Here is a 23,980-nt window from a genome sequence, read left to right on the forward strand (position 1 = left end):
GGGCGGAGCGGCGCGCGCCAGAGCGAAAACGAGGGGCCGCGGATGACCGCGGCCCCATCTAGTCCTGCAAAGGGCGTTTCCACCTCAGGAGATCAGCGCCAGCACTTCCGGCGACTGCGCCTCGAGCGAGCGGCGCATCTTCTGGAAGGCGGCGGCCTCGAGCTGGCGCACCCGCTCCTTGGACAGGCCAAGCTCCTCGCCAAGGCTCTCCAGAGTGCGCTTTTCGCGGGCCAGCCGGCGCTCGCGGATGATGAAGCGCTCGCGCTCGTTCAGCGCTGCCATCGCCTCGGCGAGCCAGTCGCGGAGCTGGGCCTTGTCGTGCTCCACCTCCACCTGCTCGGCGGCCTGCGGGCCTTCATCCTCCAGCGCGTCGATCCACTGGCGGCCGTCATCGTCGGTCGACTGGGTGACGTTGAGCGAGAAGTCGGAACCAGAGAGCCGGCCCTCCATCATCTCCACGTCGGCCAGCGGCACGCCCACTTCGACGGCGATCTTCTGGCGCAGCTGCTGGCTGTCGAGCACCACGCCCTCGGCCGCCGCCTCGCGCTCCAGCTGCGCCTGCACGCGGCGCATGTTGAAGAAGAGCGACTTCTGCGAGGAGGTCGAGCCGGTGCGCACCATGGACCAGTTGCGCATCACGAACTCCTGCACGGAGGCCTTGATCCACCACATGGCATAGGTCGAGAACCGCACGCCGCGCTCGGGGTCGAACTTGTCGGCCGCCTTCATCAGGCCCAGCGAGGCCTCCTGGATGAGGTCGTTCATCGGCGCGCCGTAGCGCTTGTACTTCGCGGCCATGGAGATCGCGAGGCGCATGTAGGCGCTGATCAGCCGGTGCAGGGCCTGCTCGTCGCGGTGGTCGCGCCAGGCACGGGCAAGCTGCTGTTCGGTTTCGGCGTCGAGCAGTTCTGCCTGACGCGCGTGGCGGGACATGGAAGTGTCGATATCGCCGTCCAAAGGCATGGGGGAGCTCCTTCTCGCGGACAGGGGCAACCTGCCGTCAGGCGCCCTTGATGTATGTTATACGCACATTAGGACCCATCGGTTCAAAATAAAGTGTCAAAGATGAAAAATCCGGTTCTCATCATGATTCGTGATGGGTTTCGGTGCGAAAATGCGTTGGTCAGAGGGGGGGATCTGTGCGTAGCGTCACAGCCATGACCCATACACTCTACATCGGCGATCCCGCCTATTCTTCGTGGTCCCTCCGGGGCTGGCTCCTGTTCGAGAGATTCGGGCTGCAGCGCAGCACCGTCTGGGTCGATTTTGCCAGCCGTGACGTGGCCGATCAACTGGCCGGGATCGCCCCGGCGCGGACGGTGCCGGCGGTGGTCTTCGACGACGGCGCGGTGATGGGCGAGAGCCTGGGCATCGCCGAGGAGCTGGCGAGCCGCTTCCCCGAGGCCGGGATCTGGCCTCAGGACAGCCGGGCGCGGGTCACGGCGCGGGCCCTGGCCTGCGAGATGCACGCCGGCTTCGGCGCGCTGCGCTCGGCCTGCCCGATGGCGCTGCGGGTGGCCTACGAGGGGTTCGAGCCCTCCGGGGAGGTGCTGGCCGATCTCGCCCGGCTCGAGGTGCTCTGGGATCATGCCCGGCGCACCGTTGGCGGCGAGGGGCCCTGGCTCTGTGGCGCCTACTCGGCGGCGGATGCCTTCTTTGCGCCGGTGGCGGCAAGGATCGCCACCTATGGCTTGCCCGTCTCGGAGGCCGCAACGGAGTATGTGGCGGCCCATCTGGCCGACCCGGCCTTCCGCCGCTGGCGGGCGATGGGCTTTGCCCGGGGCGAGGATCTGCCCTGGTACGCGATGGACCTGCCGCACCGCGAATGGCCCGGCCCCACTCCGCTGGAGGCGCGGGCGGTCGAGGCTGGCCCCTCGGAGAACGCGGACTGCCCCTATTCCGGCAAGCCGGTGACCCACTTCCTGGAGGCCGGGGGCAAGGTCTGGGGGTTCTGCAATGCCTTCTGCCGCGACAAGACCGTTGCCGACCCGCTGGCCTGGCCCCGGTTCGCGGCGCTTTACGCGGCGCGTTAACGTTTCACTAACCAACACTGGCTAGCGTTAACCGGGGTGTGAATGGCCTTGGGGATGCGTGCCATGCTGGACGGGAGCGGAGGGATGCTGGCGGCGGCCTACACGGTCGCCTTCGACGGCATCGAGGCGCGGCCTGTCGAGGTGCAATGCGCCGTCTCGCCGGGATTGCCCCATTTTGCCATCGTCGGCCTGCCCGACAAGGCGGTGAGCGAGGCCCGCGAGCGGGTCCGGGCGGCGCTGGGCTCCATGGCCATCGCGCTGCCCTCGAAAAAGATCACCGTCAACCTCTCGCCCGCCGACCTGCCCAAGGAAGGCTCGCACTTTGACCTGCCGATCGCGCTGGCGCTGCTTGCGGCGATCGAGATCCTGCCGCGCGAGGAGGTGGCGCAGGTGGTGGCGCTGGGCGAACTCTCGCTCGACGGCAAGCTGGTGCCGGTCAACGGCGCACTGCCCGCCGCCATGGCCGCCGCCGAGCAGGAGCGGCGGCTGCTCTGCCCGCGCGCCTGCGGCGCGGAGGCGGCCTGGGTCGGGGCGGCGGAGGTGATCGCGGCGCCCAGCCTGGCCGCCGTCATCCGCCATTACACCGGCGAGGCGCCAATCGAGCCGTCGCAGCCCGGCGAGGTGCAGGGCCACGCGGGCGGCAAGGATCTGCGCGACGTGAAGGGCCAGGAACGGGCCAAGCGCGCGCTCGAGATCGCCGCCGCCGGGCGGCACCATCTGCTGATGGTCGGCCCGCCCGGCTCCGGCAAGTCGATGCTCGCGGCCCGGCTGCCCGGAATCCTGCCGCCGCTCACCCCGCGCGAGGCGCTGGCCACCTCGACCGTGCACTCGCTTGCCGGCCTGCTGAAGGAAGGCGGCATCAGCCGCGAGGCGCCCTATCGCGCGCCGCATCACACCGCCTCGATGGCCGCCGTGGTGGGCGGCGGGCGACAGGCCCGGCCGGGCGAGGTTTCGCTCGCGCATAACGGCGTGCTCTTCATGGACGAATTCCCCGAGTTTCCGCGCACGGTGCTGGAGACCCTGCGCCAGCCCATCGAGACCGGGGAGATCATGGTAAGCAGGGTCAATGCCCATGTGGCCTACCCCTGCCGCTTCATGCTGGTGGCCGCCGCCAACCCTTGCAGATGCGGACACCTGACCGATCCGGCCCGAGCCTGTTCGCGCGCGCCCAACTGCGGGGAGGACTACCTCGGCCGGATCTCCGGCCCGCTGCTCGACCGTTTCGACCTGCGGCTGGAGGTGCCGCCGGTGGCCTACACCGATCTCGATCTGCCCGCGGCTGCCGAAGGCTCGGCGGAGGTGGCGGCGCGGGTGGCCGCGGCCCGGGCCGTGCAACGCGCCCGGTTCGAAGCGCTGGGCGTGGAGGCCACCACCAATGCCGATATCGAGGGCGAACTGCTCGACGAGATCGCCCGGCCCGACGCAGAGGGCATGGCGTTGCTTCAGCAGGTCGCCGAGCGGTTCGGGCTTTCGGCGCGGGGCTATCACCGGGTCATGCGGGTGGCGCGCACCATTGCCGACCTCGACGGCAGCGCGGGCGTGGCGCGGCCCCATGTGGCCGAGGCGGTGAGCTACCGGCTGGTGAAGGGCGCGTGAGGGCCTCCGGCCCGTCAGGCGGTCGGCGCGGCCCGGCCCTCGACCTGAAGTGCGAAGTCGGCCATCCGGCGGCGCAGCCCCTGCGTAAGGCTGGCGCGGCGCAGGCGAAGCGACTGCACCAGCACCCGCGCTGTGATGGTGCGCGGCATCAGCTCGATATCCAGGCTCATCCGGGTGCGCATCTTCGACAGTTCGATCAGGTCGATCTTCACCACCGCGTCGAGCCCGCCGATCGTGATGTCGAGCGCCACCACCTCGGGCCGTTCGTAGGTGGCGACCCGTGCCGTCAGGTCGCGCATCTGGCCCCGGATCGGAAAGCGCATCTTCCAGGCCATGCCCACGCCGGGCGCGGCCAGCGCATCGGTGCGCGAGATCTCGTAGCCGCGCCGCAACACCTGCTTCTCGAAGCTCTCGTGATCGGTGACGGCGGCAAAGACCTCGTCGATCGGCTTTTCGATATCTTCCTTGCCGGTGAAGTTCATTCAGCCGCTGCCCTTTTCGTCCTCACGCCCCGCCGACGTTTCTATGCGTCAATCCAGCCGGTCCGCAAGCCAGTTGGACAGCAGGAACTGCGCGATAGCGCCGCGCCGGGCGGGCTTCATCGCGGGGTTGCGGCCGGCGAAGGTGTCGAGCATCTGCTCGCGGGTGACCCAGCAGGCGGCCTCCAGTTCCTTGGGGTCGAGCACGATCTCGGTGGTCAGCGCTTCGCCGTGGCAGCCGATCATCAGCGAGGCCGGAAACGGCCAGGGCTGGGAGGAGAGGTAGCGCACCGGCCCAACGGCGATGCCCGCCTCCTCGGCGACCTCGCGCCGCACCGCCGCCTCGATGGTCTCGCCCGGCTCCATGAAGCCGGCGAGCAGCGAGAACATGCCCTCGGGCCAGCCCGGCGAGCGGCCCATCAGCACCGAGTTTCCGTGGGTGATGAGCATGATCACCACCGGGTCGGTGCGCGGAAAGTGATGCGCCCCGCAGGCCGGGCAGCGGCGCTCCCAGCCGGCGCAGGCGGCCTCGCTCGCCGCTCCGCAGCGGGCGCAGAAGCCGTGGGTCGCGTGCCAGCCGATGATCGCGCGCGCGGTGGCGGCGATCTCGGCATCGAGCGGCGTGATCCGGGCCATCGCCGCGCGCAGCTCGATGAACCTTGCGCCGTCGAGCCCGGGGTAGAACTGCTCGGATCGGTCCAGAAAGCTGTCGGGCGCCTCGAGGATCTCGTTGGGCTCCCAGGACGAGATGTCATGGGCAAACCAGGCGCCGCCCTCGGGGCACTCCCCGAGAAAGACGCGCAGGGCCGAGTGCGACAGCACCTCCGCCCCCCCTGGCTGCGGTGCGAGTATCGGGGCATCCTCCGCGCCCTGCATCAGCAGCTTGCCGCGCCACACCGCGAGGTGCCGCGCCCGGGGGTCTCGGGCCAGCGCATCGAGCCCCTCCGCATCGCCGCGCAGCTCGGCCCGCCTGTTCAGGCCGCCGCCGCCGAACGTCACCTCTTCCGCGTGCCGCATGCCCGCCCTCCCGTTTCGTTGCCCGTGTTCTGGCACGCCCGCGGCAGGGGCGCAAACCCGCATGGTCGGGCGGGCCCGACCGGCACGGCCCGCCGCGGGAGGCCTGCGGGATGACCGGAACGGAGCCCACCTCGGCCGCGCCTCGCCCCGCAGACTGGCTTCGGCTGCGGATCGTCGCCACCTCCGACCTGCACATGAACCTCCTGGCCTGGGATTATCACGCGGATGCCCCGAGCGATGCGGTCGGCCTGTCGCGCGTGGCGGGCCTGATCGCGCAGGCGCGGGCCGAGGTGCCGGGCACGGTGCTGCTCGACAACGGGGACTTCCTGCAAGGCACGGCGCTGGGCGACGTGGCGGCGGGCGAGAGGTGCGGGACGCATCCGATGATCGCGGCCATGACCGCGCTGGGCTACGACGCGGTGGGCCTGGGCAATCACGAGTTCGACTACGGGCTGGAGGTGCTGGAGCAGGCGCTGGGCGGCGCGGCCTTTCCGCTGGTTTCCTGCAATGCGCTGCGGCGGCGCGGGGCCACGCCGCTGGCCGACACGCCGCTGGTGCGGGCGCGGGTGATCCTGCGGCGGGTGCTCGCCGATGGACACGGGCGGCGGCGGGAGCTGCGCATCGGCGTGCTCTCGGTGCTGCCGCCGCAGGTGCTCAAATGGGACAGCGAAGGCCTCGCCGGGCGGATCGAGATGCGCTGCATGATCGAAGCCGCCCGCGCCCATGTGCCGGCCCTGCGCAACGAGGGTGCCGAGGTGGTGGTGCTGCTCGCGCATTGCGGCCCGAGTGCCCAGCCGGAGACCCCCGGAATGGAGCATGCGCTGCTGCCGCTCGCCGGGATTCCGGGCGTGGATGCCGTGGTGGCCGGGCATGTGCATCGCCGCCTCCCCGGCCCGGATTTTGCCGGGCTGCCGGGGGTCGAGGCAGACGCCGGGCGGGTGGCGGGAAGGCCCGTGGTGATGCCCGGAATCGCGGGCAGCCACCTGGGGGTGATCGACCTCTGGCTCGCGCCCCGCGAGGCCGGTTGGCAGGTGGCCGAGAGCCGCGCCGAACTGCGGCCCATCGCGCAGCGCGGCCCGGCGGGGGTGGTGCCGCTGGTCAAGGATGCACCCGAGGTGGTTGCCGCTGTCGCCCCGGCCCATGCAGCGACCCTGGCCCGGCTGCGCCGCCCGGTCGGGCGGAGCGAGATCGCGCTGCAGAGCTACACCAGCTTCATCGCGCCTTGCCCGGTGGTTCACGCGATCAACGCCGCGCAGGCCTGGCATCTGCGCCGGATCCTCGAACCGACCGAGGAGCCGGTGCTGTCGGCTGCGGCCCCGTTCAAATGCGGCGGGCCTGCCGGGCCGGAGCATTACACCGACATCGCGCCGGGCCAGCTCAGCCACCGCGACCTTTCGGCGCTCTACCCCTATCCCAACAGCCTGCGTGCCCTCCGCGTGACCGGGGCCGAGCTGAAGGACTGGCTCGAGCGCTCTGCCGCCGTCTTCTGCCAGCTCTCCCCGGACCGCCCCGAGCAGCCGCTGCTCGACCCGGACTTTGCCGCCTACGACTTCGACGTGATCTCCGGCCTGCAATGGGAGATCGACCTGTCCCGCCCGGCGCGGTTCGGCCCCGACGGTCTGCCGTGCGGCTCTGGTCCGGGGCGGGTGCGCGACCTGCGCCGAAATGGCGTGCCGGTGGCGGAGGATGCCCGCTTCATCGTGGCGACCAACAGCTACCGGATCGGCGGTGCCGGGCTGCATGCGCCCCGCGCCGGCGCGGAGGTGGTGCTGGCCGGATCGACCGCCAGCCGGGAGGTGCTGGTTCGGTATCTCCGGGAGGCGGGCACCCTGCGCGGCCCGGTCACCCCGTGCTGGCGGTTCGCCCCGCTTGGCGGGTGCCGCGCCATCATCGACACGGGACGCGGCGCGTTGGAGCATCTGGGAGCCTGTGCCCTGGCCGGGGTGGCGCAGGTCGTGCCCGAGCGCATCACCCCGGCGGGGTTTCAGCGCCTGAGGCTGACGCTCTGAGCCACTGGCGCCGCTGCGCGGGCCGGGGTAGGGAGAGGCAGCAAACCCAAGGAGGCGCACCGATGCGCAAACTCGTCTGGCTCATCGCCATTCTCGCCGTCGCGGCGCTCGCCGCGGCCTTCACCAAGCCGGGCGAGGCCGACGTCGAGGCCGAGCTGAAGGCGCTGTTTCTCCAGCGCCTCGCCTCCACGAACCCCAGCGCGCAGGAAAACGGCGGCGCCTTCGCCCTGACGCTCATGTGCAAGGCCGACCATGACGCCTGCTACGAGATCGTCCGCGCCGGGCTCGACGTGTCCTATGAGGACCGCACGCTCTATTCGGTGGTGGGTGTGGAGGGTTTTGGCGACAGCATCCGCTGCTACGGCGTCTTCACCCGGTTTTTCTGCAACGGCGAGATCCCGGTGCAGCAGGGCTGAGCTTGCGAATCCCGCGCCGGATCCCTAAATAACCCCTCGAGAGGTTGGCGCGGGCGAGCGCCTCGCCAACCCGGTCAGGTCCGGAAGGAAGCAGCCGTAACGAGCCCCGCTTGGGTCGTTGTCCAGCCTCTCACCCAACCGCGCAGGTGCAACTCGATGACTTGCACCGAGAGCCGGCGGGCCGTTCTCCCTACAGGTTATCCACCACCCGGTCCGGATGCGCCTCGGCATGATCCGCCAGCATCTCCGCGATCTCCTCGCTGCCGGTGAACAGCAGGTAACCCCGGTAGAGCGGCAGCCCGGCCTCCAGGGCCAGCCTCGCGCAGGCCGCGTGGTCGCGGGTCGCCCGGTCTGGTGCGTTGGCGGCGCCGTGCAGGATGGTGCCGAGCAGGTCGCCGCCGTAGCCGTTGACGTGGCCGAGGTCCGGCCCGAGCGAGAGCAGGTAGCCCATGATCTCGGGCAGGCCCTCCCATCCCGCCACCTGCACCGGCGGCACGCGCTGGCTGTCGGGCCTGTCCCACTCCATGCCGATCGCCACCAGCGCCCGTGTCCAGGCCAGCGCGCCGGGCAGGTGGATGATGTTGCGGATCAGGGCGCGGGTCTCCGGCGTCAGGCGCTCGGGGTCGACGCGCCCCGCAGGCACCCGCCCCTGCGCCGCCTCGGCGAGCAGCGCGTCGGAGGGCTCGAGCGGGCCCGCCCCGCCGGCTGCCGCGATCACCTCCGCCACCGCATCATTGCCGAAGACGCGGGCCGTGGCATAGGGGCTGCGGCCATCCCAGCGGGCGGTCAGCGAGGCGCCCGCGCCGATCAGCAGTCGCGCCATGCGGGCATCGCACCGGCGCCGGGCGCATTGGTGCAGGGCGGAGGCGGTCGTCATGACCTCGCCGCTCGGATGGTCGGCCACGCCCTCGTTGGGGTCGGCGCCCGCGTCGAGCAACATCCGCACCGCCTCGTGATCGTTGAAGTCGAGCGCCCGCAACAGCGCATTGGTCCCATCGTTCCGCGCCCCTGCCGCCAGCAGCATCTCCAGCCCCTCGTGATGGCCCAGTTCGGTGGCGTGATAGAGCGACTCGCCGTCGTTCGGGTTGGCGCCCTGCGCCAGCAGCCAGCGGCCCAACGCCATGTTGTTGCCATGGCCGATGGCGCCGTAGAGCGGCGAGAGCATGTGCCCCGATCCGCCCGGCTCGGGCTTGCCGGCGTTCACGTCGGCGCCATGGGCGCGCAGCACCTCGGCCAGCGCCAGCATGTCGGCCTCCTGCCCGTCGCCGTGGATGTGGCGGGAGAAGGCCAGGTGGCACAGCGGCGGGGCGCCGGCCACCTGCGCCGTGGCGACGCCGGGATCGGCGGCGAGCGCGGCCTGCACGGCGGCGCGGTCATAGAGCGCCGCCGCGATCCCCAGGTCGGCCCGCGCCAGGGCCGGATCGAGCGCCAGCACCTCGCGCACGGCCCAGTGGAAGCCGTTTTCCAACGCCTCCCGCAGCCGTCGAAGGCGCTGTTCGGGTGAGGCCGCCTTCAGCTCGAGCCGTGTCTTCAGCCGTGGCCAGCTCTCGGCGTCCGCCTCGCGGGCGATGACATGGAGGGCATCGACGTGCCGCAGCGGCGCAAGGCGATCGGGCGGAAGCTGCGCGGCGGCCCGCGCGCGCGCCTCCGGCGCACCGGCGGCATGGGCCTTCTTCAGCCGCTTGGCGGCCCGGCGGAAACGGTCGATTTCGGAGGTCATGGTCAGGTTTCCCTTGTCAGGGCCCGATGGTCCGCCGGTGCTGGGCCACAAGAAAAACCGGAGATCGGCTTGTGAGCGTCAGGGCGCCTTTCGGCTTTCCGCGGACCGGGGGTGCCGCCCTGCGCGGCCCCATCAGCCTAGCCCGCGTCCTGCGACATGGGCAAGGCCGGCCGACGCTGCTAGGTTGCCCCCATGCAGGACGGATGCCCCGAAGACCCCGACACCAGGACCGAATGGGCCGAGAATCGCACCGACTGGGCCGAGGACCGCACGCTCATGGCCAACGAGCGCACCTTTGCCGGGTGGATGCGCACCGGTCTGGGCGCGGTTGCGGTGGCGATCGGCCTCAAGGCCGTTTTCGGCGATTTCGAGCCGACATGGGCGGCCAAGGCGGTCGCCTCGGGGTTCCTCCTGGCGGCGCTGGTGATCTTCTGGTTCGCGCAGGCCAATGCCCGCCGCACCCACGCCCGGCTGTCCGACCATGCCGCCGAGCCGCTGAAGCACACCCATTTCGCACTGGTCGCGGCGATCTTTGCCCTCGCCACGGTGGCGGTGGGCTTTGTTCTCTGGTCGCTCTGAAGGTTCTGCCGCCCTGACGCCGCGCCGCCGCGCCCCGCGCTGGACCTCACCCGACCCAACCCCTAGATTGGCATGGACCCGCGAGAACGAGGCGCAATGAGCGACACCCCCAGCACCGGCTACCAGGTTCTTGCCCGCAAGTACCGCCCGCAGACCTTTGCCGACCTCGTCGGACAGGAGGCGATGGTGCGCACCCTGCGCAATGCCTTCGAGGCCGACCGGATCGCCCAGGCCTTCATCATGACCGGCATCCGGGGGACCGGCAAAACCACCACCGCGCGGATCATCGCCAAGGGGCTGAACTGCGAGACCGGGCCCACCACCGACCCCTGCGGCGAGTGTGCCGCCTGCAAGGCCATCGCCGAGGGCCGGCACGTGGACGTGATCGAGATGGACGCCGCGAGCAACACCGGGATCGACGACATCCGCGCCGAGGTGCTCGACACGGTGCATTACGCGCCCGCGTCGAGCCGCTACAAGGTCTACATCATCGACGAGGTCCACATGCTGTCGAAGAGCGCGTTCAACGCGCTGCTGAAGACGCTGGAGGAGCCGCCCGCCCACGCCAAGTTCATCTTCGCCACGACCGAGATCCGCAAGGTGCCGGTGACGGTGCTCTCCCGCTGCCAGCGGTTCGACCTGCGCCGGATCGAGCCCGAGGACATGATCGCCCTGATGCGCCGGATCGCCGAGGCCGAGGGCGGCAAGATCACCGATGATGCGCTGGCGCTGCTGGCGCGCGCTTCCGAGGGCTCGGCCCGCGACGCGACCTCGCTGCTCGACCAGGCGATCGGCCAGGGTGGCGAGGAGGCGAGCGCCGAGACGGTGCGGGCCATGCTGGGCCTCGCCGATCGCGGCCGCGTGCTCGATCTCTTCGAGTTGGTGCTGCGCGGCGATGCGGCGGGGGCGCTGGGCGAGCTGGCACAGCAATATGCCGAGGGTGCGGACCCGATGGCCGTGCTGCGCGACCTGGCCGAGGTGACGCATTGGGTTTCGGTGACCCAGATCACGCCGGACGCGGGCGACGACCCCACGATCTCGCCCGACGAGCGCGACCGGGGCCGGGCGCTGGCCGAGAGCCTGCCGATGCGGGTGCTCTCCCGGATGTGGCAGATGCTGCTGAAATCGCTCGAGGAGGTGAGCCAGGCGCCCAACGCGATGATGGCCGCCGAAATGGCGATCATCCGGCTCACCTATGTCTCGGAGCTGCCCACGCCCGACGAGCTGATCCGCAAGTTGCAGGACATGCCGGCACCGCCGCCCGGCCCGCCCAATGGCGGTGGCGGCGGCGGGGGCAGCCTGGCCGCACCCTCGCAGGGCGCCACGCCGGTGGCCCGCAGCGCAGCGCCGCCGCTTTCCGCTCCTGCCGGCACGCCCCACGGCACCGCCACGGCGCTGGCGGTGGAGCCCGAGGTGGCGCTGGCCCGCTATGCCCGCTTCGAGGACATGGTGGAGCTGATCCGCCACCACCGCGACGTGAAGCTGCTGGTGGAGGTCGAAACCACCCTGCGCCTGGCCCGCTACCAGCCCGGCCGCATCGAGTTTGAACCCACCGAGGATGCCGCGCCCGACCTGGCCGCCCGGCTCGGCGCGCGGCTGCAAACCTGGACAGGCGTGCGCTGGGGCGTGTCGGTCGTGGGGTCCGGCGGCGGCGAGACGATCGCCGAGCGGCGCGACGCCGCGCGGCTGGCACTGGAGGCCGAGGCGCTGAAACACCCGCTGGTGCAATCGGTTCTGGCAGAGTTTCCCGGGGCGAAGATCAAGGAGATTCGCACCGTGAAGGAGATCGAGGCGGAGGCCGCCCTGGAGGCGCTTCCGGAAGTGGACGACGAGTGGGACCCCTTCGAAGAGGACTGACCCGCCGCAAACCCGAAAGGTGAGAGCATGTTGAAAGGACTGGGCCAGCTGGGCGACATGGCCAAGATGATGAAGGCCGCTCAGGAGATGCAGGGCAAGATGGCCAAGCTCCAGGAGGAGCTGGCCGAGATGACCGTGGAAGGCGAGAGCGGCGCCGGGCTGGTGAAGGCCCGCTGCACCGCCAAGGGCGTTCTGAACGGGCTCGATATCGACCCCTCCATCTTCAACCCGGACGAAAAGGAAGTGGTCGAAGACCTGATCCTCGCCGCGATCAAGGACGCCCAGGCCAAGGCCCAGGTCCGCGCCCGGCAGGAGATGGAGAAGATCACCCGCGAGATGGGCCTGCCCGAAGGGATGGACCTGCCGCTCTGAGGCAGGCCGGCCCATGGCGGAAGACCAGGAAGAGATCGAGGGGCTGATCGCCCTGATGGCCCGGCTGCCGGGCCTCGGCCCGCGTTCGGCCCGGCGCGCGGTGCTTCAGCTGATCAAGAAGCGTGGGCAGCTCTTGGTGCCGCTGGCCGATTCGATGCGCCGGGTGGCCGAGACGGCACGGGAGTGCCTGCGCTGCGGCAACGTGGGCACCGCCGACATCTGCTCGATCTGTCTCAGCGAGAAGCGCGGCACGGGCGAGCTCTGTGTGGTCGAGGACGTGGCCGATCTCTGGGCAATGGAACGCGCCGGCGTGTTCAAGGGCCGCTATCACGTGCTGGGCGGCGTGCTGAGCGCGCTCGATGCCGTGGGGCCGGAGGAGCTGCGTATACCGCGATTGGCCGAGCGGGTCCGCGAGGAAGCGATCACCGAAGTGATCCTCGCGCTTAACGCCACGGTCGACGGCCAGACCACGGCGCATTACATCGCCGATCAACTCGAGGACATGGGCGTGAAGATCACCTCCCTGGCCCAGGGCGTGCCGGTGGGCGGCGAGCTCGACTACCTCGACGACGGCACCATCGGCGCCGCCCTGCGGGCGCGGAAGACTTTCTAGCCCGCAAGGCCCTCGCAGGTGGCGGGGCTGACCTCGATCACCGTCCACCCGGCCTTGAGCAGCACGCCTTCGTCGTAAACCTGCACGTAGTCCCAGGTCTGCCCCCCGGCGGGCTCGACCTCATGCGAGAACAGCACCACGTCGCCCGGCGCGAGGGTGAAGAGCGGCTCGGCAGCCTGGCTCGTGCCCGTGCGCAGGGCCACCGGCCCGCCCTTCCAGCCGATGCAGCCCGACTCGCCGTCGGAGCGGATCGGCAGCACCGCAAGGCGGCGGCGGATGTCGAGGTCGGGGATGTCGAGCGAAGTGCGGTTGCTGTCCACCACGCAGCCGTCCTCCGCCGTCGTCATCCGCTCCAGCCGTGCGGCCTGTGCCGCGCTCAGATCGGGTGTCTTGGTGGTGCAGCCGTCGTTGCCGAAGACCGCCTGCCCGAGCGGCGAGCCGAAGCAGTAGCCCACCTCGTGAAAAATCGCGTTTCGGGTGAACCAGAGCTCGTCGCAATAGCCGTCTCCGGCGAGGGCGGGGCCGGCGGCGAGAAAGGCAAGGGCAGAAAGGCGCATGACAAAGAAAATCCCGGCAGAAATCACTGCCGGGATGGTCTCGTGTCGGGCCGCTCGAATCAAGGGGCCGGGGCGGCTTGGCCGTAGGGGCGCGCAGGAGATCCTCGGGTCAGGCCCGAGGATGCCGGTGCGGGACCGCCCGGATCAGGGCTGCTCGTCGTCTGTGCCGCTCTCGTCGTCGGGCAGGTTGAAGAAGCTGTCGGCGTCGAGCACCTTCTCTTCCTTCTTCTCTTCCTCGTCGTCGTTGCCGCCGGTGAGGGTGAAGGTCTCGAGGCCCGAGATCGCCGAGGGGATCTTGGGCTCGGGATCGGCAGAGAGGCTCTGCTCGGTCGAGAGCAGCTTGCGGCGCTCGTCGTCCGAGATGTGCTCGCCTTCGCGGGCCTTCTTGGCGGCGGCCTTCTGCACGGCGGCGTCGAGCTCGGTCTGCTTGCAAAGGCCAAGCGCCACCGGGTCGATCGGCTGGATGTTCTGGATGTTCCAGTGCGTCCGCTCGCGGATGGCCTGGATCGTCGGCTTGGTGGTGCCCACCAGCTTGCCGATCTGGCCGTCGGTCAGCTCGGGGTGGAACTTGACCAGCCAGAGAATCGAGGCGGGCCGGTCCTGGCGCTTGGACAGTGGGGTGTAACGCGGGCCGCGGCGCTTTTCTTCGCCCACGGCGGCCTGGTTGAACTTGAGCTTGAGCTTGTGGCCGGGATCCTTTTCGCCGGCGTCGATCTCGTCCTGGGTCAGCTGGTTGTTGGCGATCGGGTCGAAGCCCTTCACGCCCTGCGCCACGTCGCCATCGGCGATGCCCTGCACCTCGAGCTCGTGCAGCCCGCAGAACTCGGCGATCTGGGTGAAGCTGAGGGTGGTGTTGTCGACCAGCCAGACGGCGGTGGCTTTGGCCATAAGGGGTTTGTTCATCTGAGGACTCCTTGAGCACGACTTTCCCGACGCCGGAAAGGCGACCCCGGGTTTTGGCGGGGCGAGTTCACGTTGTCGGGGAACTTGGGGGGCTGTATAGGGAAAACCGGTGAGGAAAGGAAGGGCGAATGCGGGGTTGGATCACGGCGGCACTGATCGGTCTGGCGGCGCCTGCCTGGGCCGAGGGCGAGCCGGCCGGGGACTTCGACTACTACGTGATGAGCCTCTCCTGGTCGCCCAACTGGTGCGCCCTCGAAGGCCGGGCCAAGGACTCGCCGCAGTGCGACCGTGGCCGGGGCTTTGGCTGGGTGCTGCACGGGCTCTGGCCGCAGAACGAGCGCGGCTGGCCCTCCTTCTGCCGCACCGGCCTGCGCGACCCCTCCCGCGGCGAGACGGCGCAAATGGCTGACATCATGGGCACTTCCGGCCTCGCCTGGTACCAGTGGAAGAAGCACGGGCGCTGCGCGGGGCTCTCCGCGTCCGACTACTACGCCACGGCCCGCGAGGCCTATGGCAGCGTCACGCGGCCCGAGGTCTTTCGCAGGCTGAAGGACCCGATCACACTGCCCGCTTCGGTCGTCGAGGAGGCCTGGCTGAAGGACAACCCCGACCTGACCGCCGAGATGCTGACCGTCACCTGCAAGGGCGGGCATATCCAGGAGGTGCGGATCTGCCTGACCAAGACGCTCGAGCCGCGCAGCTGCGGGGCCGATGTGTCGCGCGATTGCCGGATGCAGGATGCCGCCTTCGAGCCCATTCGCTAGAGGGGTGATGGCCCACAGGGTGAGTCGCGCCCGCCGCGTCTTCGGCAAACCGGGCCCCGGTCATACCGGAAAGGAATCGTCCACCGGAGGGTCGGCATAGGCCTCGGCGGAAGGGTCGGCCTCGGTGATCCAGGCCCGCGCCGCGCCCAGCTGGGCCAGCTCGAAACAGCGCACCGGCGCCGAGATCAGCGGCGCGAAGAGGCTGACGCCATGGCGGATCCAGCCGACATCGGTAACCACGGCGATCCGGGCGAAGTCGTGCAGGTGGCTCATGCCGAGCCGGGCGTCGCTGATCGCCGCGCCGGTGGTGAACCCCGCAAAGTCCTCGCCCAGCAGGTAGAACAGCCTCACATGGTCGTGCCGGCGCAAACGCTCCTCCAGCGCCGGGCGCAAGACCTCCTCGTAGGCGGCGGCGTCGATGGTGCCCTGGCCGGAGACGGCCAGCACGTCGGGCGGGTAATCGGGAAGGATGGTGAAACCGTCGGTCATGCGGCCTCCTTTCAGGGGATGGGCGCGCGCGTTCGGGGCAAAGCGTACACCGGGCATAAAACCCGACCAACCCCCCTTGCAATGCCCGGGAGGGCCGGTTAGATCACGCCTCCACGGACTGGTAGCTCAGTTGGATAGAGTACTTGACTACGAATCAAGGGGTCGGGGGTTCGAATCCTCCCCAGTCCGCCACTTAACCCCCTGAAATAAAAGAGAATTTTTGTGTTGCGCCTCGGCGATACTGATGCAGGCTGGCTAAGTTATTGATATTGCGTTATTTTACAGAACCCGCTCCGGACCCCAAGAAACCCATTTTTTGCCCGAAGGCGCGCGCCCAAGCCACTGTAATCATTTATAAATTTTGTGGCGAGGTTTGATAGACCACTTGATTTATATGTAAGTGGTCCCTGCCGGCGGTGAGATCGCGAGACAAGGGCGCATAATCAACTGTTATAAAACAATAATAATCCGAATGATGACGGTTGTTAGAAGGAGCATCTTGAGCATGACTGTTGCACCTTGCCTGCCCGTTTGCTCAGGTGCGATGAACCCCAGGGACCCACGTCCTAAAAATTGAGAATGTCGTCGAGGCACCATGCAGCTACAGGACCTGCTCACGGAATTTCGAATCGGGTCGAGGTCCGAACGCGAAAAGGGCGAATATTTCGAACGCGTGGTGAGAGTCTTTCTGGAGCAGGACGATGTGCAGCAGCAGTTCTACTCAGAGGTAGTGCCGTTCCACAAGTGGGCAGAGAGACACGGATGGAGCCAAACTGATACTGGCATCGACCTCGTCGCCACGCTTTCCGATGGGTCTGGCTATGCCGCAGTTCAATGCAAGTTCTACGCGCCTGAGTATCCCATCCAAAAGCCCGATCTCGACAGCTTCTTGTCAGCGGCGTCGAACGATATTTTCACCCGTCTGATAATCGCAGACACGACGCGAAAGGAGTTCGGTCGGAACGCACTCGAGACATTGAACAACCTTTCCAAACCTTGGAATCGGATCGCGATAGACCACTTGGAGGCAAGCCGGATTGACTGGTCGCAGTTCCTACGGACGGGCCGCGTAAGCCTCGCGAAGAAGAAAGAGCTGCGCGACCACCAGCGAGACGCCTTGTCCGCTGTCGAAAGTGGCTTTGAAAATGCGGACCGTGGCAAGTTGATCATGGCCTGTGGGACAGGCAAGACCTTCACGGCACTACGGGTTGCTGAGCAACTGGCAGGAAGTGGCAAACGTGTTCTCTTCATGGTCCCGTCCCTCGCACTCATGTCGCAAACCGTGAGGGAGTGGAAGAATGACTGCCAGGAGGAATTCTTCGCATTCTCTGCGTGTTCGGACGTTCGCGTTGGGCGCACGGTCGATGCGGACAGCCTCGATCTGAACGTCCACGACCTGGCCTTCCCAGCCACGACTGATCCCGAGAAACTGGCACGCCAGGTCAATGCCTCTGATGGCGACAAGATGACCGTTGTCTTCTCGACCTATCACTCGATTGATGTGCTCACTCGTGCCCAGAGGGACTACGGCCTGCCAGCGTTCGATCTGGCAATTTGCGATGAGGCTCACCGCACTACCGGCGTCACGCTCAAGGACGAGGACGACAGCACCTTTGTCCGTATCCACAGTGATGACTACGTGGTGGCCAAGAAGCGGCTCTACATGACCGCTACGCCGCGCATCTTCGGCGATGGAGCGAAACGGAAAGCAGACGATCACGATGCCGAGCTGGCGTCGATGGACGACGAGGCGAAGTTTGGCACCGATTTCTTCCACCGTGGCTTCGGCTGGGCGGTCGAGAACGAGCTGCTGACCGACTACAAGGTCGTGGTGCTGGCCGTGGACGAAGGGCTGATCTCGAACACGATCCAGAACCGTCTGAAGGTCGGCGCGGAACTTACCCTCGACGATGCGACCAAGATTATCGGCTGCTACAAGGCGCTCACGAAATCCGATCTGGCCGCCGACTTGGAATTCGACCCTCGACCGATGCGCCGTGCGCTGGCCTTCTGCCAAAGCATCGCGAAATCCAAGATCATCGAAGACGAGTTTGCGCAGGTCGTCGAGGAATACACCGGAAACGAGCTGATCGACGATGGGGGACATCTCAACACCGAGGTGCGCCACATCGACGGCGGCTTCAACGCCAGCGCGCGTGAGGAGATGCTGAACTGGCTCAAGGCCGATGCGGGCAACGATACTTGCCGCATCCTGACCAATGCCAAGGTGCTGTCCGAAGGCGTGGACGTGCCCGCGCTTGACGCGATCATGTTCATGCACCCGCGCAAGAGCCAGATCGACGTGGTGCAATCGGTTGGCCGCGTGATGCGCCGCGCCGAGGGCAAAAAGCTCGGCTATGTCATCCTGCCGGTGGCCATCCCGCCCGACACCACGCCCGAAGCGGCGCTGAACGACAACGAGCGCTATCAAGTCGTCTGGCAAATCCTCAACGCGCTGCGTGCCCACGACGAGCGTCTGGACGCCCGCATCAACCAAGCCAAGATCGGCGAAGATATCAGCGACAAGGTGGAACTGGTGCGCGTCTCCTCGGAGACGGAGCTGCGCAATCTGACCGCCGTAGTCGATGATTTCACCACGTCGAAGACCAAGGCCGCGAAGGCCAGCGCGGGGATTGGCAGCGATGTGCCTGAGCGTCGGCCCGATGCCGTCATCGAGCAATCCGAGATGGTCTTCGACGAATTCACCCGCGCCATCATGGCCAAGATCGTCGAGAAATGCGGCACCCGCGAATACTGGGATACCTGGGCCAGGGACATCGCTAAGATCGCCCAGACGCACATCACCCGCATCACCACCATCGTCGCCAAGGAGGGGCGGGAACGGACTGCCTTCCTCGCGTTCCTAGAGGAGCTGCAAGACGACCTGAACCCCGAGATTTCCGAGGCCGAAGCCATCGAGATGCTGGCACAGCACCTTATCACCAAGCCGGTCTTCGACGCGCTCTTCAAGGGCCACCGCTTCACTAAGGAGAACCCCGTATCCCGCGCGATGGAGATCGTGCTGGGTCAGCTCCATGAGCACAATCTGGAGAAGGAATCCGATAGCCTCGCCAAGTTCTACGCCAGCGTGGAACGTCGCGCGGCGGATGTGAAAACCGCGCAGGGCCGCCAGACCCTGATCACGGAGCTATACGACAAGTTCTTCCGCACGGCCTTCCCCGTGCTCACCGCGCGGCTTGGCATCGTCTACACGCCGGTCGAGGTGGTGGATTTCATCATCCACTCGGTCAATGACGTGTTGAAGGCGCAGTTCGGGCAGACGCTTGGCTCCAAGGGCGTGCACATCCTTGACCCTTTCACCGGCACCGGCACCTTCATCACGCGGCTGCTGCAATCCGGCCTCATCGCGCAGGATGAACTGGAGCATAAATACAAGCACGAGATTCACGCCAACGAGATCGTGCTGCTGGCCTATTACATCGCCGCCGTGAACATCGAGACGGTCTATCACGAACTGGCCTATGGCTCGCTCTCGGCCAACGCGCCCTATGACCCGTTCGAGGGCATCCTGCTGACCGACACCTTCCAGATGTATGAGCAGGAACGCGACATGATCGCCAACCTCTTGCCCGACAACTCGGAGCGCCGGACCAAGCAAAAGGCGCTGGATATCCGCGTAATCATCGGTAACCCGCCCTATTCCGTGGGGCAAAAAAACGCGAACGATGATGCTAGGAACATCCCTTACAAAGCATTGCGAAAAAAACTTCAAGACACTTATATCGGCAAGTCTAAAAGTAACGCAAGAAGCGTGTACGACACATATATACTTGCTTTGCGTTGGGCTACGGACCGCCTCAAGCTCACCGATGCAGGTATTGTCGGTTTTGTTTCGGGCAGCGGTTTCATCGATAAACCCGCCATGGACGGTGTTCGGCGCTGCCTTGGCGAAGATTATAGTTCTCTCTACATCTTTAACCTCAGAGGTGACATTCGTAAGAACATGTTGAACAAAGGCGCTGCCCGAGAAGGTGGGAACATCTTCGATTCAGGCAGCATGTCTGGCATCTCTATCTCGATCTTGGTCCGGAATCCCGATCAGCCCGACAAAGGTAGAATCCACTATTTTGATATTGGTGATGACCTTTCGGCCCTTGAAAAGAAGAACCTTATTGCGGGATACGGTTCCATCGCAGGGCTCACCGATAAGTGGACTTCTGTTACACCGAACGATCAATGTGACTGGATCGGACAGCGCGACGCTAGCTTCTTGGAATACGTTGCGATTGGCGACAAGCAAAAGCGCGAGAACATTGTAGTTTTTGAGAATTTCTCTCTGGGCGTTACCACCAACAGAGATGCTTGGGCGATCAACTACTCGAAGCCGGCAACATCGGAAAACATGAAGCGTATGATCAAGTTCTACGACGAGGAACTTGATCGTTATATTTCCTCAGGTTCCGACAACGTTGACTCTTTTGTCACCTACGACGACAAAAAGATTAGCTGGTCACATCACCTCAAGAAGCGCTTCGGATCGGGGCGGAGAAGCAAATTTTCCGAGGACAAAGTCAGACGGATTCATTATCGGCCATTTTCGCAGCAATGGGAGTACTATGATAAGCTGTTCAACGAGTACGTCTATCAGACCCCGAGGCTATTTGGCGAGCGAGGTGACGTTCAAAACAATGCGGTCCTGTTATCTGGCACAGGGGCCAGGTCAGGGTTCTCGGCTCTGATGGTCAATCAGATTTATTCTGGTGACCTCATAGAAAAAGGCCAGTGCTTCCCCCTTTATCTCTACGAAGAAACGCAACCCGATGACGGCCTCTTCGCCACCTCGGGCGATCATGCGGGCGGCCTCACCCGCCGTGATGCGATCACCGATGAAGGCCTCGCGCATTTCCAAGCCGCCTATCCGGGCAAGGAGATCAGCAAGGAAGACCTGTTCTATTACATCTACGGACTTTTGCACTCGCCCGACTACCGCGAGCGGTTCAAGAACAACCTCGCCAAGCAGCTCCCCCGCATTCCGGCGGTCAAAACCTTTGCCGACTTCGCCGCCTTCCGCGACGCGGGCCGCGCCCTCGGCGATCTGCATGTGAACTTCGAGACCGCCGAGCCCTACATGGTGACGTTCAAGGAAGGCACCCACGACCTCATCCCCGAGGCCCAGGCCGATCCGGTGAAATTCTACCGCGTCAAGAAGATGAAGTTCGGCGGCAAGGGCAAGGAGAAGGACAAGACCACCGTCATCTACAACGACAACATCACCATGCAGAACGTCCCGCTGGAGGCCTACGACTACGTCGTTAACGGCAAGCCCGCGCTGGACTGGGTGATGGAGCGGCAGGTCGTCAAGACCGACAAAGCCAGCGGCATCGTCAACGACGCCAACGACTACGCCAACGAGACGGTCGGCGACCCCCGCTACCCGATGCTGCTGTTCCAGCGCGTCATCACGGTGAGCCTTGAGACCATGCGGATCGTTCGGGGGCTGCCGAAGTTGGAGATCGACTGATCCAAGCAGGACCTATCCCTCCACGACCTCTTCGGTCTTGGGCACTCGAATCTCCGATTGGTGCAAGCACACGGTCACCGCTGCACCGCATGAGTCGCACACAAGCGCATCTTTCGGAACGGGATACCCCGGGGGGACCGGGGTGAAACTGAGCACGTCACTGACAACGACATCGTCTGATATTCGCTTTTGTCGTAGCCCGTGGCCAATGAAGCGATCCGGCACCCCAAATGCCAAGGTGTCCAGCGGGGCCCGAAGCACTTTTGCCAACCGCATCATGAGTTCATAACTGGGATTATTCTTACCCCGTTCCCATTGCGAAACCGTCGCTCGCTCGACGCCCAGTGCCTCCGAAACTTCTGCTTGCGTGAGGTGCCGCGCACGCCGCGCACTGAGGATTCTCCGCCCCCGCTTGATCTTATCCTGGCTCGACTTCATTTCGTCCTCCACTCAGCCACCGGAGTTCCGATTCGGAACATTCTGCCTCCGATATGTGCCGAATTAGCACATTGCTGCAACGAAGTTATTTCTCACAGAGGAGTTTGCGATGCTCCGAGATTGCTCCATAGATGTGAAATGTTAGGACCGCTCACATTCTAGGGGTTCGGTGACGGTTCGACGGGGTGGCGATGGACTGGGAAAAAGAGCTTGGTTGCACCATGCGAGACCTCAGGAAGGCCGCTGGTCTGACGCAGCAGGAGCTGGCGGAACGCCTACAAAAGGCTCGATCCCACGTCGTTCGCATCGAAGCGGGCCAGAAGAACCTGCTGTTGGCCGAGTTCTACGACTGGCTATCGGCCACCGGGATCGAAGGCGATCTCGCAGTCGCAATCTTTGAGAACTTGCGAAGCATCCGGGACACCGCCGTTGAGCCGGATCAGCGTGACCGGAAACAGGACTGACACTCTCGATTCTGGGAGTCGTCGCTACTTGGACCCGCGTGAGGCTCGCTTGCGGCTGGAGTTGGTTCTTCTCACACCCCAATGCAGTCGATTTCTCTCGCTCCAAACCCGGCCTCAAACCGCGTGAGGTTGTGGTTGGGAGCAGTGTTTAAGCGGTTGCAAGCACCCAGCATCCAGCGCCTTCACCGCCTTGCCGCACCCTGAGGAGGTATCGAAAGTGACACAGAGTGTGAGAGATTATTGCCCTGTATAGAGTACTTGATTGGTAGATCTCACATTACGATCTGGAGGCTGTTCGGGTTGCTTTCCACTTTAGTAAGAAAATCTCACAATAAAGCACTCGAGAAGTTTTAATTGAATATTTTCAATGACTTAATGGCTGATATCTCCTGCGCCCGGAAACCGATGGGTTCGTTGTGGGCCATTCCGAGAATTAACATATTGAAAACATTGGAAAAAATAGGCCTTCGCCTGGCTACGAATCAAGGGGTCGGGGGTTCGAATCCTCCCCAGTCCGCCACTTCCCCTGATATCCGACTGAGACACGCCGCGCGGCGCTAGACCGCGCGCAGCATCATCTCGGCCGCCTTTTCCGCGATCATCGTCACCGGGGCATGCGTATTGCCCGAGGGGATCGTGGGCATGATCGAGGCATCGGCGATGCGCAGGTTGGCAAGACCGCGCAGGCGCAGTTCGGGGTCGACCACCGCGCCCGGATCGCTGCCCATGCGGGCGGTGCCGACGGGGTGAAAGATGGTGGTGCCCAGGTTGCCCGCAGCTCTCAGCAGGTCTTCGTCGCTCTGCACCTCCGGCCCCGGCTTGATCTCGCGCGGCTGAAGCCCCTGCAGGCCCGCCATCCCCATCAGCCGCCGCGCGTGGCGCAGGCTGTCGATGGCCACGATCTGGTCGGCGCGGGCCGAGAGGTAGTTGGGGCGGATTTCGGGGGCGGTGTCGGCCACCGGCGCAGTGATGTGGATGGTGCCCCGGCTCTCGGGGCGCAGATTGCACACCGAGATGGTGACGCCCGGCTCCCTGTCGAGCGGCTGTCCGAAGGCCTCCAGCGTGAGCGGCTGGATGTGATACTCGATGTTGGCGCGGTCGAAGCCGGGCGAGGAGCGTGTGAAGATGCCAAGCTGGCTCGGGGCCATCGACATCGGCCCGGAGCGGCCCAGGGCGTATTCCAGCGCGATCCGTGCCTTGCCCCGCAAGGTGCTCATCCGGTCGTTCAGGGTGAGGGCGCCGGTGATGCGGAAGACCGTGCGGATCTGGAGGTGATCCTGCAGGTTCCGGCCGACCGAGGGCAGGTCGAGCATCACCGGAATCCCGAGCGACCGCAGCAATTGTCCGTCGCCGATGCCGGAGAGTTCGAGCAGTTGCGGCGTGTTCACCGCGCCCGCCGCCAGCACCGCCTCGCCGCGGCAGCGGGCCCGCTTCAGGGTGCCCTTCTGGCGGTAGAGCACGGCCTCGGCGCGGCCATCGGCGAGGGCCAACCGCTGCACCAGGGCATGGGTCTCGATGCGAAGGTTGGCGCGGTTGCGCACCGGTTTGAGAAAGGCCTTGCGCGCGTTCCACCGCCAGCCGCCGCGCTGGTTGACCGGAAAGTAGCCGACCCCCTCGTTGTCGCCGTCGTTGAAATCCTCCGACTTCGGGATGCCCATCTCCCGCGCCGCGCGGGCCAGGGCATCGAGCACCGGCCAGTGCAGGCGCTGCTCGGTCACGTCCAGCTCGCCGCCGGTGCCGTGGGCCTCGCTCGCGCCGGCGAGGTGGTTCTCGGACTTCCGGAAGAGCGGAAGCACATCGTCCCAGCCCCAGCCGGTGCAGCCCGCCTGCCGCCACTGGTCATAGTCGGCGGCCTGCCCGCGCATGTAGATCATGCCGTTGATCGAGGAACAGCCGCCGAGCACCTTGCCGCGCGGATAGGCGAGGCTGCGCCCGTTGAGGCCCGGCTCTTCGGCGGTGCGGTAGCACCAGTCGAGCCTGGGGTTGCCCATGGCGTAGAGGTAGCCCACCGGGATGTGCACCCAGTGGTGGTTGTCGGACCCGCCCGCCTCCAGCAGGAGCACCTTGTTGGCCGGGTTGGCCGAGAGCCGGTTGGCCAGCACGCAGCCCGCAGAGCCCGCGCCGACGATGATGTAGTCGTATTCGCCCGTGTCGGCTGCTGTGTCCATCACGGCTCCTCCCCCCTTTCGGCT

Annotated in this window: 20 protein-coding genes, 1 tRNA gene and 1 other RNA gene; 13 read left to right on the forward strand and 9 right to left on the reverse strand. The window is 66.2% G+C overall.

The genetic code is table 11. The annotated features are described in order from the left end of the window. Positions 1-84: 84 nt before the first annotated feature. Positions 85-963, reverse strand: a complete 879-nt coding sequence (locus BUR94_RS18090; RefSeq protein ID WP_074257844.1) for an RNA polymerase factor sigma-32 — start codon at positions 961-963, stop codon at positions 85-87. A 194-nt stretch (positions 964-1,157) separates the two neighbouring features. Between BUR94_RS18090 and BUR94_RS18095 the strand changes: the two genes are divergently transcribed. Further along, entirely contained in the window at positions 1,158-2,033 is an 876-nt protein-coding gene (locus BUR94_RS18095; RefSeq protein WP_074257845.1) for a glutathione S-transferase, read from the forward strand. A gap of 84 nt (positions 2,034-2,117) precedes the next feature. Next, the gene (locus BUR94_RS18100) at positions 2,118-3,629 is read left to right on the forward strand and encodes a YifB family Mg chelatase-like AAA ATPase (RefSeq protein ID WP_074257846.1); all 1,512 of its coding nucleotides are present in this window, start codon (positions 2,118-2,120) and stop codon (positions 3,627-3,629) included. A gap of 14 nt (positions 3,630-3,643) precedes the next feature. On the opposite strand, the gene BUR94_RS18105 is transcribed toward BUR94_RS18100, so the two are convergent. Next, positions 3,644-4,111 carry an SRPBCC family protein gene (locus tag BUR94_RS18105; RefSeq protein WP_074257847.1) on the reverse strand — a complete coding sequence of 156 codons (468 nt, stop codon included), beginning with the start codon at positions 4,109-4,111 and terminating at the stop codon, positions 3,644-3,646. 48 nt (positions 4,112-4,159) lie between these two features. Continuing rightward, complete coding sequence (gene nudC / locus BUR94_RS18110; RefSeq protein ID WP_074257848.1) at positions 4,160-5,125, reverse strand: NAD(+) diphosphatase; 966 nt, start codon at positions 5,123-5,125, stop codon at positions 4,160-4,162. Positions 5,126-5,235: 110 nt separating this feature from the next. On the opposite strand from nudC, the gene BUR94_RS18115 reads away from it, so the two are divergent. The 3 genes from BUR94_RS18115 to ffs all read left to right on the forward strand — a co-directional run bounded on the left by BUR94_RS18115 (position 5,236) and on the right by ffs (position 7,685). Next, positions 5,236-7,134, forward strand: a complete 1,899-nt coding sequence (locus tag BUR94_RS18115) for a bifunctional 2',3'-cyclic-nucleotide 2'-phosphodiesterase/3'-nucleotidase (RefSeq protein WP_074257849.1) — start codon at positions 5,236-5,238, stop codon at positions 7,132-7,134. 62 nt (positions 7,135-7,196) lie between these two features. Next, complete coding sequence (locus tag BUR94_RS18120; RefSeq protein ID WP_074257850.1) at positions 7,197-7,550, forward strand: hypothetical protein; 354 nt, start codon at positions 7,197-7,199, stop codon at positions 7,548-7,550. A gap of 38 nt (positions 7,551-7,588) precedes the next feature. Further along, positions 7,589-7,685, forward strand: an RNA gene (gene ffs / locus BUR94_RS18125) — signal recognition particle sRNA small type. A gap of 55 nt (positions 7,686-7,740) precedes the next feature. On the opposite strand, the gene BUR94_RS18130 is transcribed toward ffs, so the two are convergent. Beyond that, positions 7,741-9,270: an ankyrin repeat domain-containing protein gene (locus BUR94_RS18130; RefSeq protein WP_074257851.1), complete on the reverse strand. Its 1,530-nt coding sequence runs from the start codon at positions 9,268-9,270 to the stop codon at positions 7,741-7,743. A 192-nt stretch (positions 9,271-9,462) separates the two neighbouring features. Between BUR94_RS18130 and BUR94_RS18135 the strand changes: the two genes are divergently transcribed. From BUR94_RS18135 to recR, 4 genes are all read left to right on the forward strand, one after another. Further along, positions 9,463-9,849 (forward strand): YidH family protein, encoded by a 387-nt coding sequence (locus BUR94_RS18135; RefSeq protein ID WP_074257852.1) that lies wholly within the window; start codon positions 9,463-9,465, stop codon positions 9,847-9,849. Between the two features lie 96 nt (positions 9,850-9,945). After that, the gene (locus BUR94_RS18140) at positions 9,946-11,706 is read left to right on the forward strand and encodes a DNA polymerase III subunit gamma/tau (protein WP_074257853.1); all 1,761 of its coding nucleotides are present in this window, start codon (positions 9,946-9,948) and stop codon (positions 11,704-11,706) included. 27 nt (positions 11,707-11,733) lie between these two features. Continuing rightward, entirely contained in the window at positions 11,734-12,078 is a 345-nt protein-coding gene (locus tag BUR94_RS18145) for a YbaB/EbfC family nucleoid-associated protein (RefSeq protein WP_074257854.1), read from the forward strand. Between the two features lie 13 nt (positions 12,079-12,091). Further along, the gene (gene recR / locus BUR94_RS18150) at positions 12,092-12,691 is read left to right on the forward strand and encodes a recombination mediator RecR (RefSeq protein WP_074257855.1); all 600 of its coding nucleotides are present in this window, start codon (positions 12,092-12,094) and stop codon (positions 12,689-12,691) included. Here the strand turns inward: recR and BUR94_RS18155 are convergent. Beyond that, a complete protein-coding gene (locus BUR94_RS18155) occupies positions 12,688-13,248 on the reverse strand; it encodes a DUF4453 domain-containing protein (RefSeq protein ID WP_074258239.1) in 561 nt (186 codons plus the stop codon). The genes recR and BUR94_RS18155 overlap by 4 nt on opposite strands. Before the next feature lie 144 nt (positions 13,249-13,392). Next, on the reverse strand, positions 13,393-14,151 hold the full coding sequence (locus BUR94_RS18160; protein WP_074257856.1) for a DUF1013 domain-containing protein: 759 nt from the start codon (positions 14,149-14,151) through the stop codon (positions 13,393-13,395). 128 nt (positions 14,152-14,279) lie between these two features. Between BUR94_RS18160 and BUR94_RS18165 the strand changes: the two genes are divergently transcribed. Next, entirely contained in the window at positions 14,280-14,915 is a 636-nt protein-coding gene (locus BUR94_RS18165) for a ribonuclease T2 family protein (RefSeq protein ID WP_074257857.1), read from the forward strand. 60 nt (positions 14,916-14,975) lie between these two features. Here the strand turns inward: BUR94_RS18165 and BUR94_RS18170 are convergent, their stop codons facing one another. Continuing rightward, positions 14,976-15,404: a SpoIIAA family protein gene (locus BUR94_RS18170; RefSeq protein WP_074257858.1), complete on the reverse strand. Its 429-nt coding sequence runs from the start codon at positions 15,402-15,404 to the stop codon at positions 14,976-14,978. A 115-nt stretch (positions 15,405-15,519) separates the two neighbouring features. On the opposite strand from BUR94_RS18170, the gene BUR94_RS18175 reads away from it, so the two are divergent. Further along, positions 15,520-15,596, forward strand: a tRNA-Arg gene (locus tag BUR94_RS18175). A 403-nt stretch (positions 15,597-15,999) separates the two neighbouring features. Beyond that, entirely contained in the window at positions 16,000-20,886 is a 4,887-nt protein-coding gene (locus tag BUR94_RS18180) for a DEAD/DEAH box helicase (protein WP_074257859.1), read from the forward strand. 12 nt (positions 20,887-20,898) lie between these two features. Here the strand turns inward: BUR94_RS18180 and BUR94_RS21125 are convergent, their stop codons facing one another. After that, on the reverse strand, positions 20,899-21,324 hold the full coding sequence (locus tag BUR94_RS21125; protein WP_074257860.1) for a helix-turn-helix domain-containing protein: 426 nt from the start codon (positions 21,322-21,324) through the stop codon (positions 20,899-20,901). A gap of 191 nt (positions 21,325-21,515) precedes the next feature. Between BUR94_RS21125 and BUR94_RS18190 the strand changes: the two genes are divergently transcribed. Then, positions 21,516-21,788, forward strand: a complete 273-nt coding sequence (locus BUR94_RS18190) for a helix-turn-helix transcriptional regulator (RefSeq protein WP_084193188.1) — start codon at positions 21,516-21,518, stop codon at positions 21,786-21,788. 557 nt (positions 21,789-22,345) lie between these two features. Here BUR94_RS18190 and BUR94_RS18195 read toward each other — a convergent pair. Further along, positions 22,346-23,956, reverse strand: coding sequence for a GMC family oxidoreductase (locus BUR94_RS18195; RefSeq protein WP_074257862.1), 1,611 nt, complete (start codon positions 23,954-23,956; stop codon positions 22,346-22,348). Positions 23,957-23,980 lie beyond the last annotated feature (24 nt).

The organism is Vannielia litorea, assembly GCF_900142295.1.
Classification (GTDB): Bacteria; Pseudomonadota; Alphaproteobacteria; order Rhodobacterales; family Rhodobacteraceae; genus Vannielia; species Vannielia litorea.

Bases quoted from the DNA above. Each gene is read 5' to 3' on its own strand.
- BUR94_RS18090 (WP_074257844.1), bottom strand. From the start codon at position 963: ATGCCTTTGGACGGCGATATCGACACTTCCATGTCCCGCCACGCGCGT.
- BUR94_RS18095 (WP_074257845.1), top strand. From the start codon at position 1,158: ATGACCCATACACTCTACATCGGCGATCCCGCCTATTCTTCGTGGTCC.
- BUR94_RS18100 (WP_074257846.1), top strand. From the start codon at position 2,118: ATGCTGGCGGCGGCCTACACGGTCGCCTTCGACGGCATCGAGGCGCGG.
- BUR94_RS18105 (WP_074257847.1), bottom strand. From the start codon at position 4,111: ATGAACTTCACCGGCAAGGAAGATATCGAAAAGCCGATCGACGAGGTC.
- nudC (WP_074257848.1), bottom strand. From the start codon at position 5,125: ATGCGGCACGCGGAAGAGGTGACGTTCGGCGGCGGCGGCCTGAACAGG.
- BUR94_RS18115 (WP_074257849.1), top strand. From the start codon at position 5,236: ATGACCGGAACGGAGCCCACCTCGGCCGCGCCTCGCCCCGCAGACTGG.
- BUR94_RS18120 (WP_074257850.1), top strand. From the start codon at position 7,197: ATGCGCAAACTCGTCTGGCTCATCGCCATTCTCGCCGTCGCGGCGCTC.
- BUR94_RS18130 (WP_074257851.1), bottom strand. From the start codon at position 9,270: ATGACCTCCGAAATCGACCGTTTCCGCCGGGCCGCCAAGCGGCTGAAG.
- BUR94_RS18135 (WP_074257852.1), top strand. From the start codon at position 9,463: ATGCAGGACGGATGCCCCGAAGACCCCGACACCAGGACCGAATGGGCC.
- BUR94_RS18140 (WP_074257853.1), top strand. From the start codon at position 9,946: ATGAGCGACACCCCCAGCACCGGCTACCAGGTTCTTGCCCGCAAGTAC.
- BUR94_RS18145 (WP_074257854.1), top strand. From the start codon at position 11,734: ATGTTGAAAGGACTGGGCCAGCTGGGCGACATGGCCAAGATGATGAAG.
- recR (WP_074257855.1), top strand. From the start codon at position 12,092: ATGGCGGAAGACCAGGAAGAGATCGAGGGGCTGATCGCCCTGATGGCC.
- BUR94_RS18155 (WP_074258239.1), bottom strand. From the start codon at position 13,248: ATGCGCCTTTCTGCCCTTGCCTTTCTCGCCGCCGGCCCCGCCCTCGCC.
- BUR94_RS18160 (WP_074257856.1), bottom strand. From the start codon at position 14,151: ATGAACAAACCCCTTATGGCCAAAGCCACCGCCGTCTGGCTGGTCGAC.
- BUR94_RS18165 (WP_074257857.1), top strand. From the start codon at position 14,280: ATGCGGGGTTGGATCACGGCGGCACTGATCGGTCTGGCGGCGCCTGCC.
- BUR94_RS18170 (WP_074257858.1), bottom strand. From the start codon at position 15,404: ATGACCGACGGTTTCACCATCCTTCCCGATTACCCGCCCGACGTGCTG.
- BUR94_RS18180 (WP_074257859.1), top strand. From the start codon at position 16,000: ATGCAGCTACAGGACCTGCTCACGGAATTTCGAATCGGGTCGAGGTCC.
- BUR94_RS21125 (WP_074257860.1), bottom strand. From the start codon at position 21,324: ATGAAGTCGAGCCAGGATAAGATCAAGCGGGGGCGGAGAATCCTCAGT.
- BUR94_RS18190 (WP_084193188.1), top strand. From the start codon at position 21,516: ATGGACTGGGAAAAAGAGCTTGGTTGCACCATGCGAGACCTCAGGAAG.
- BUR94_RS18195 (WP_074257862.1), bottom strand. From the start codon at position 23,956: ATGGACACAGCAGCCGACACGGGCGAATACGACTACATCATCGTCGGC.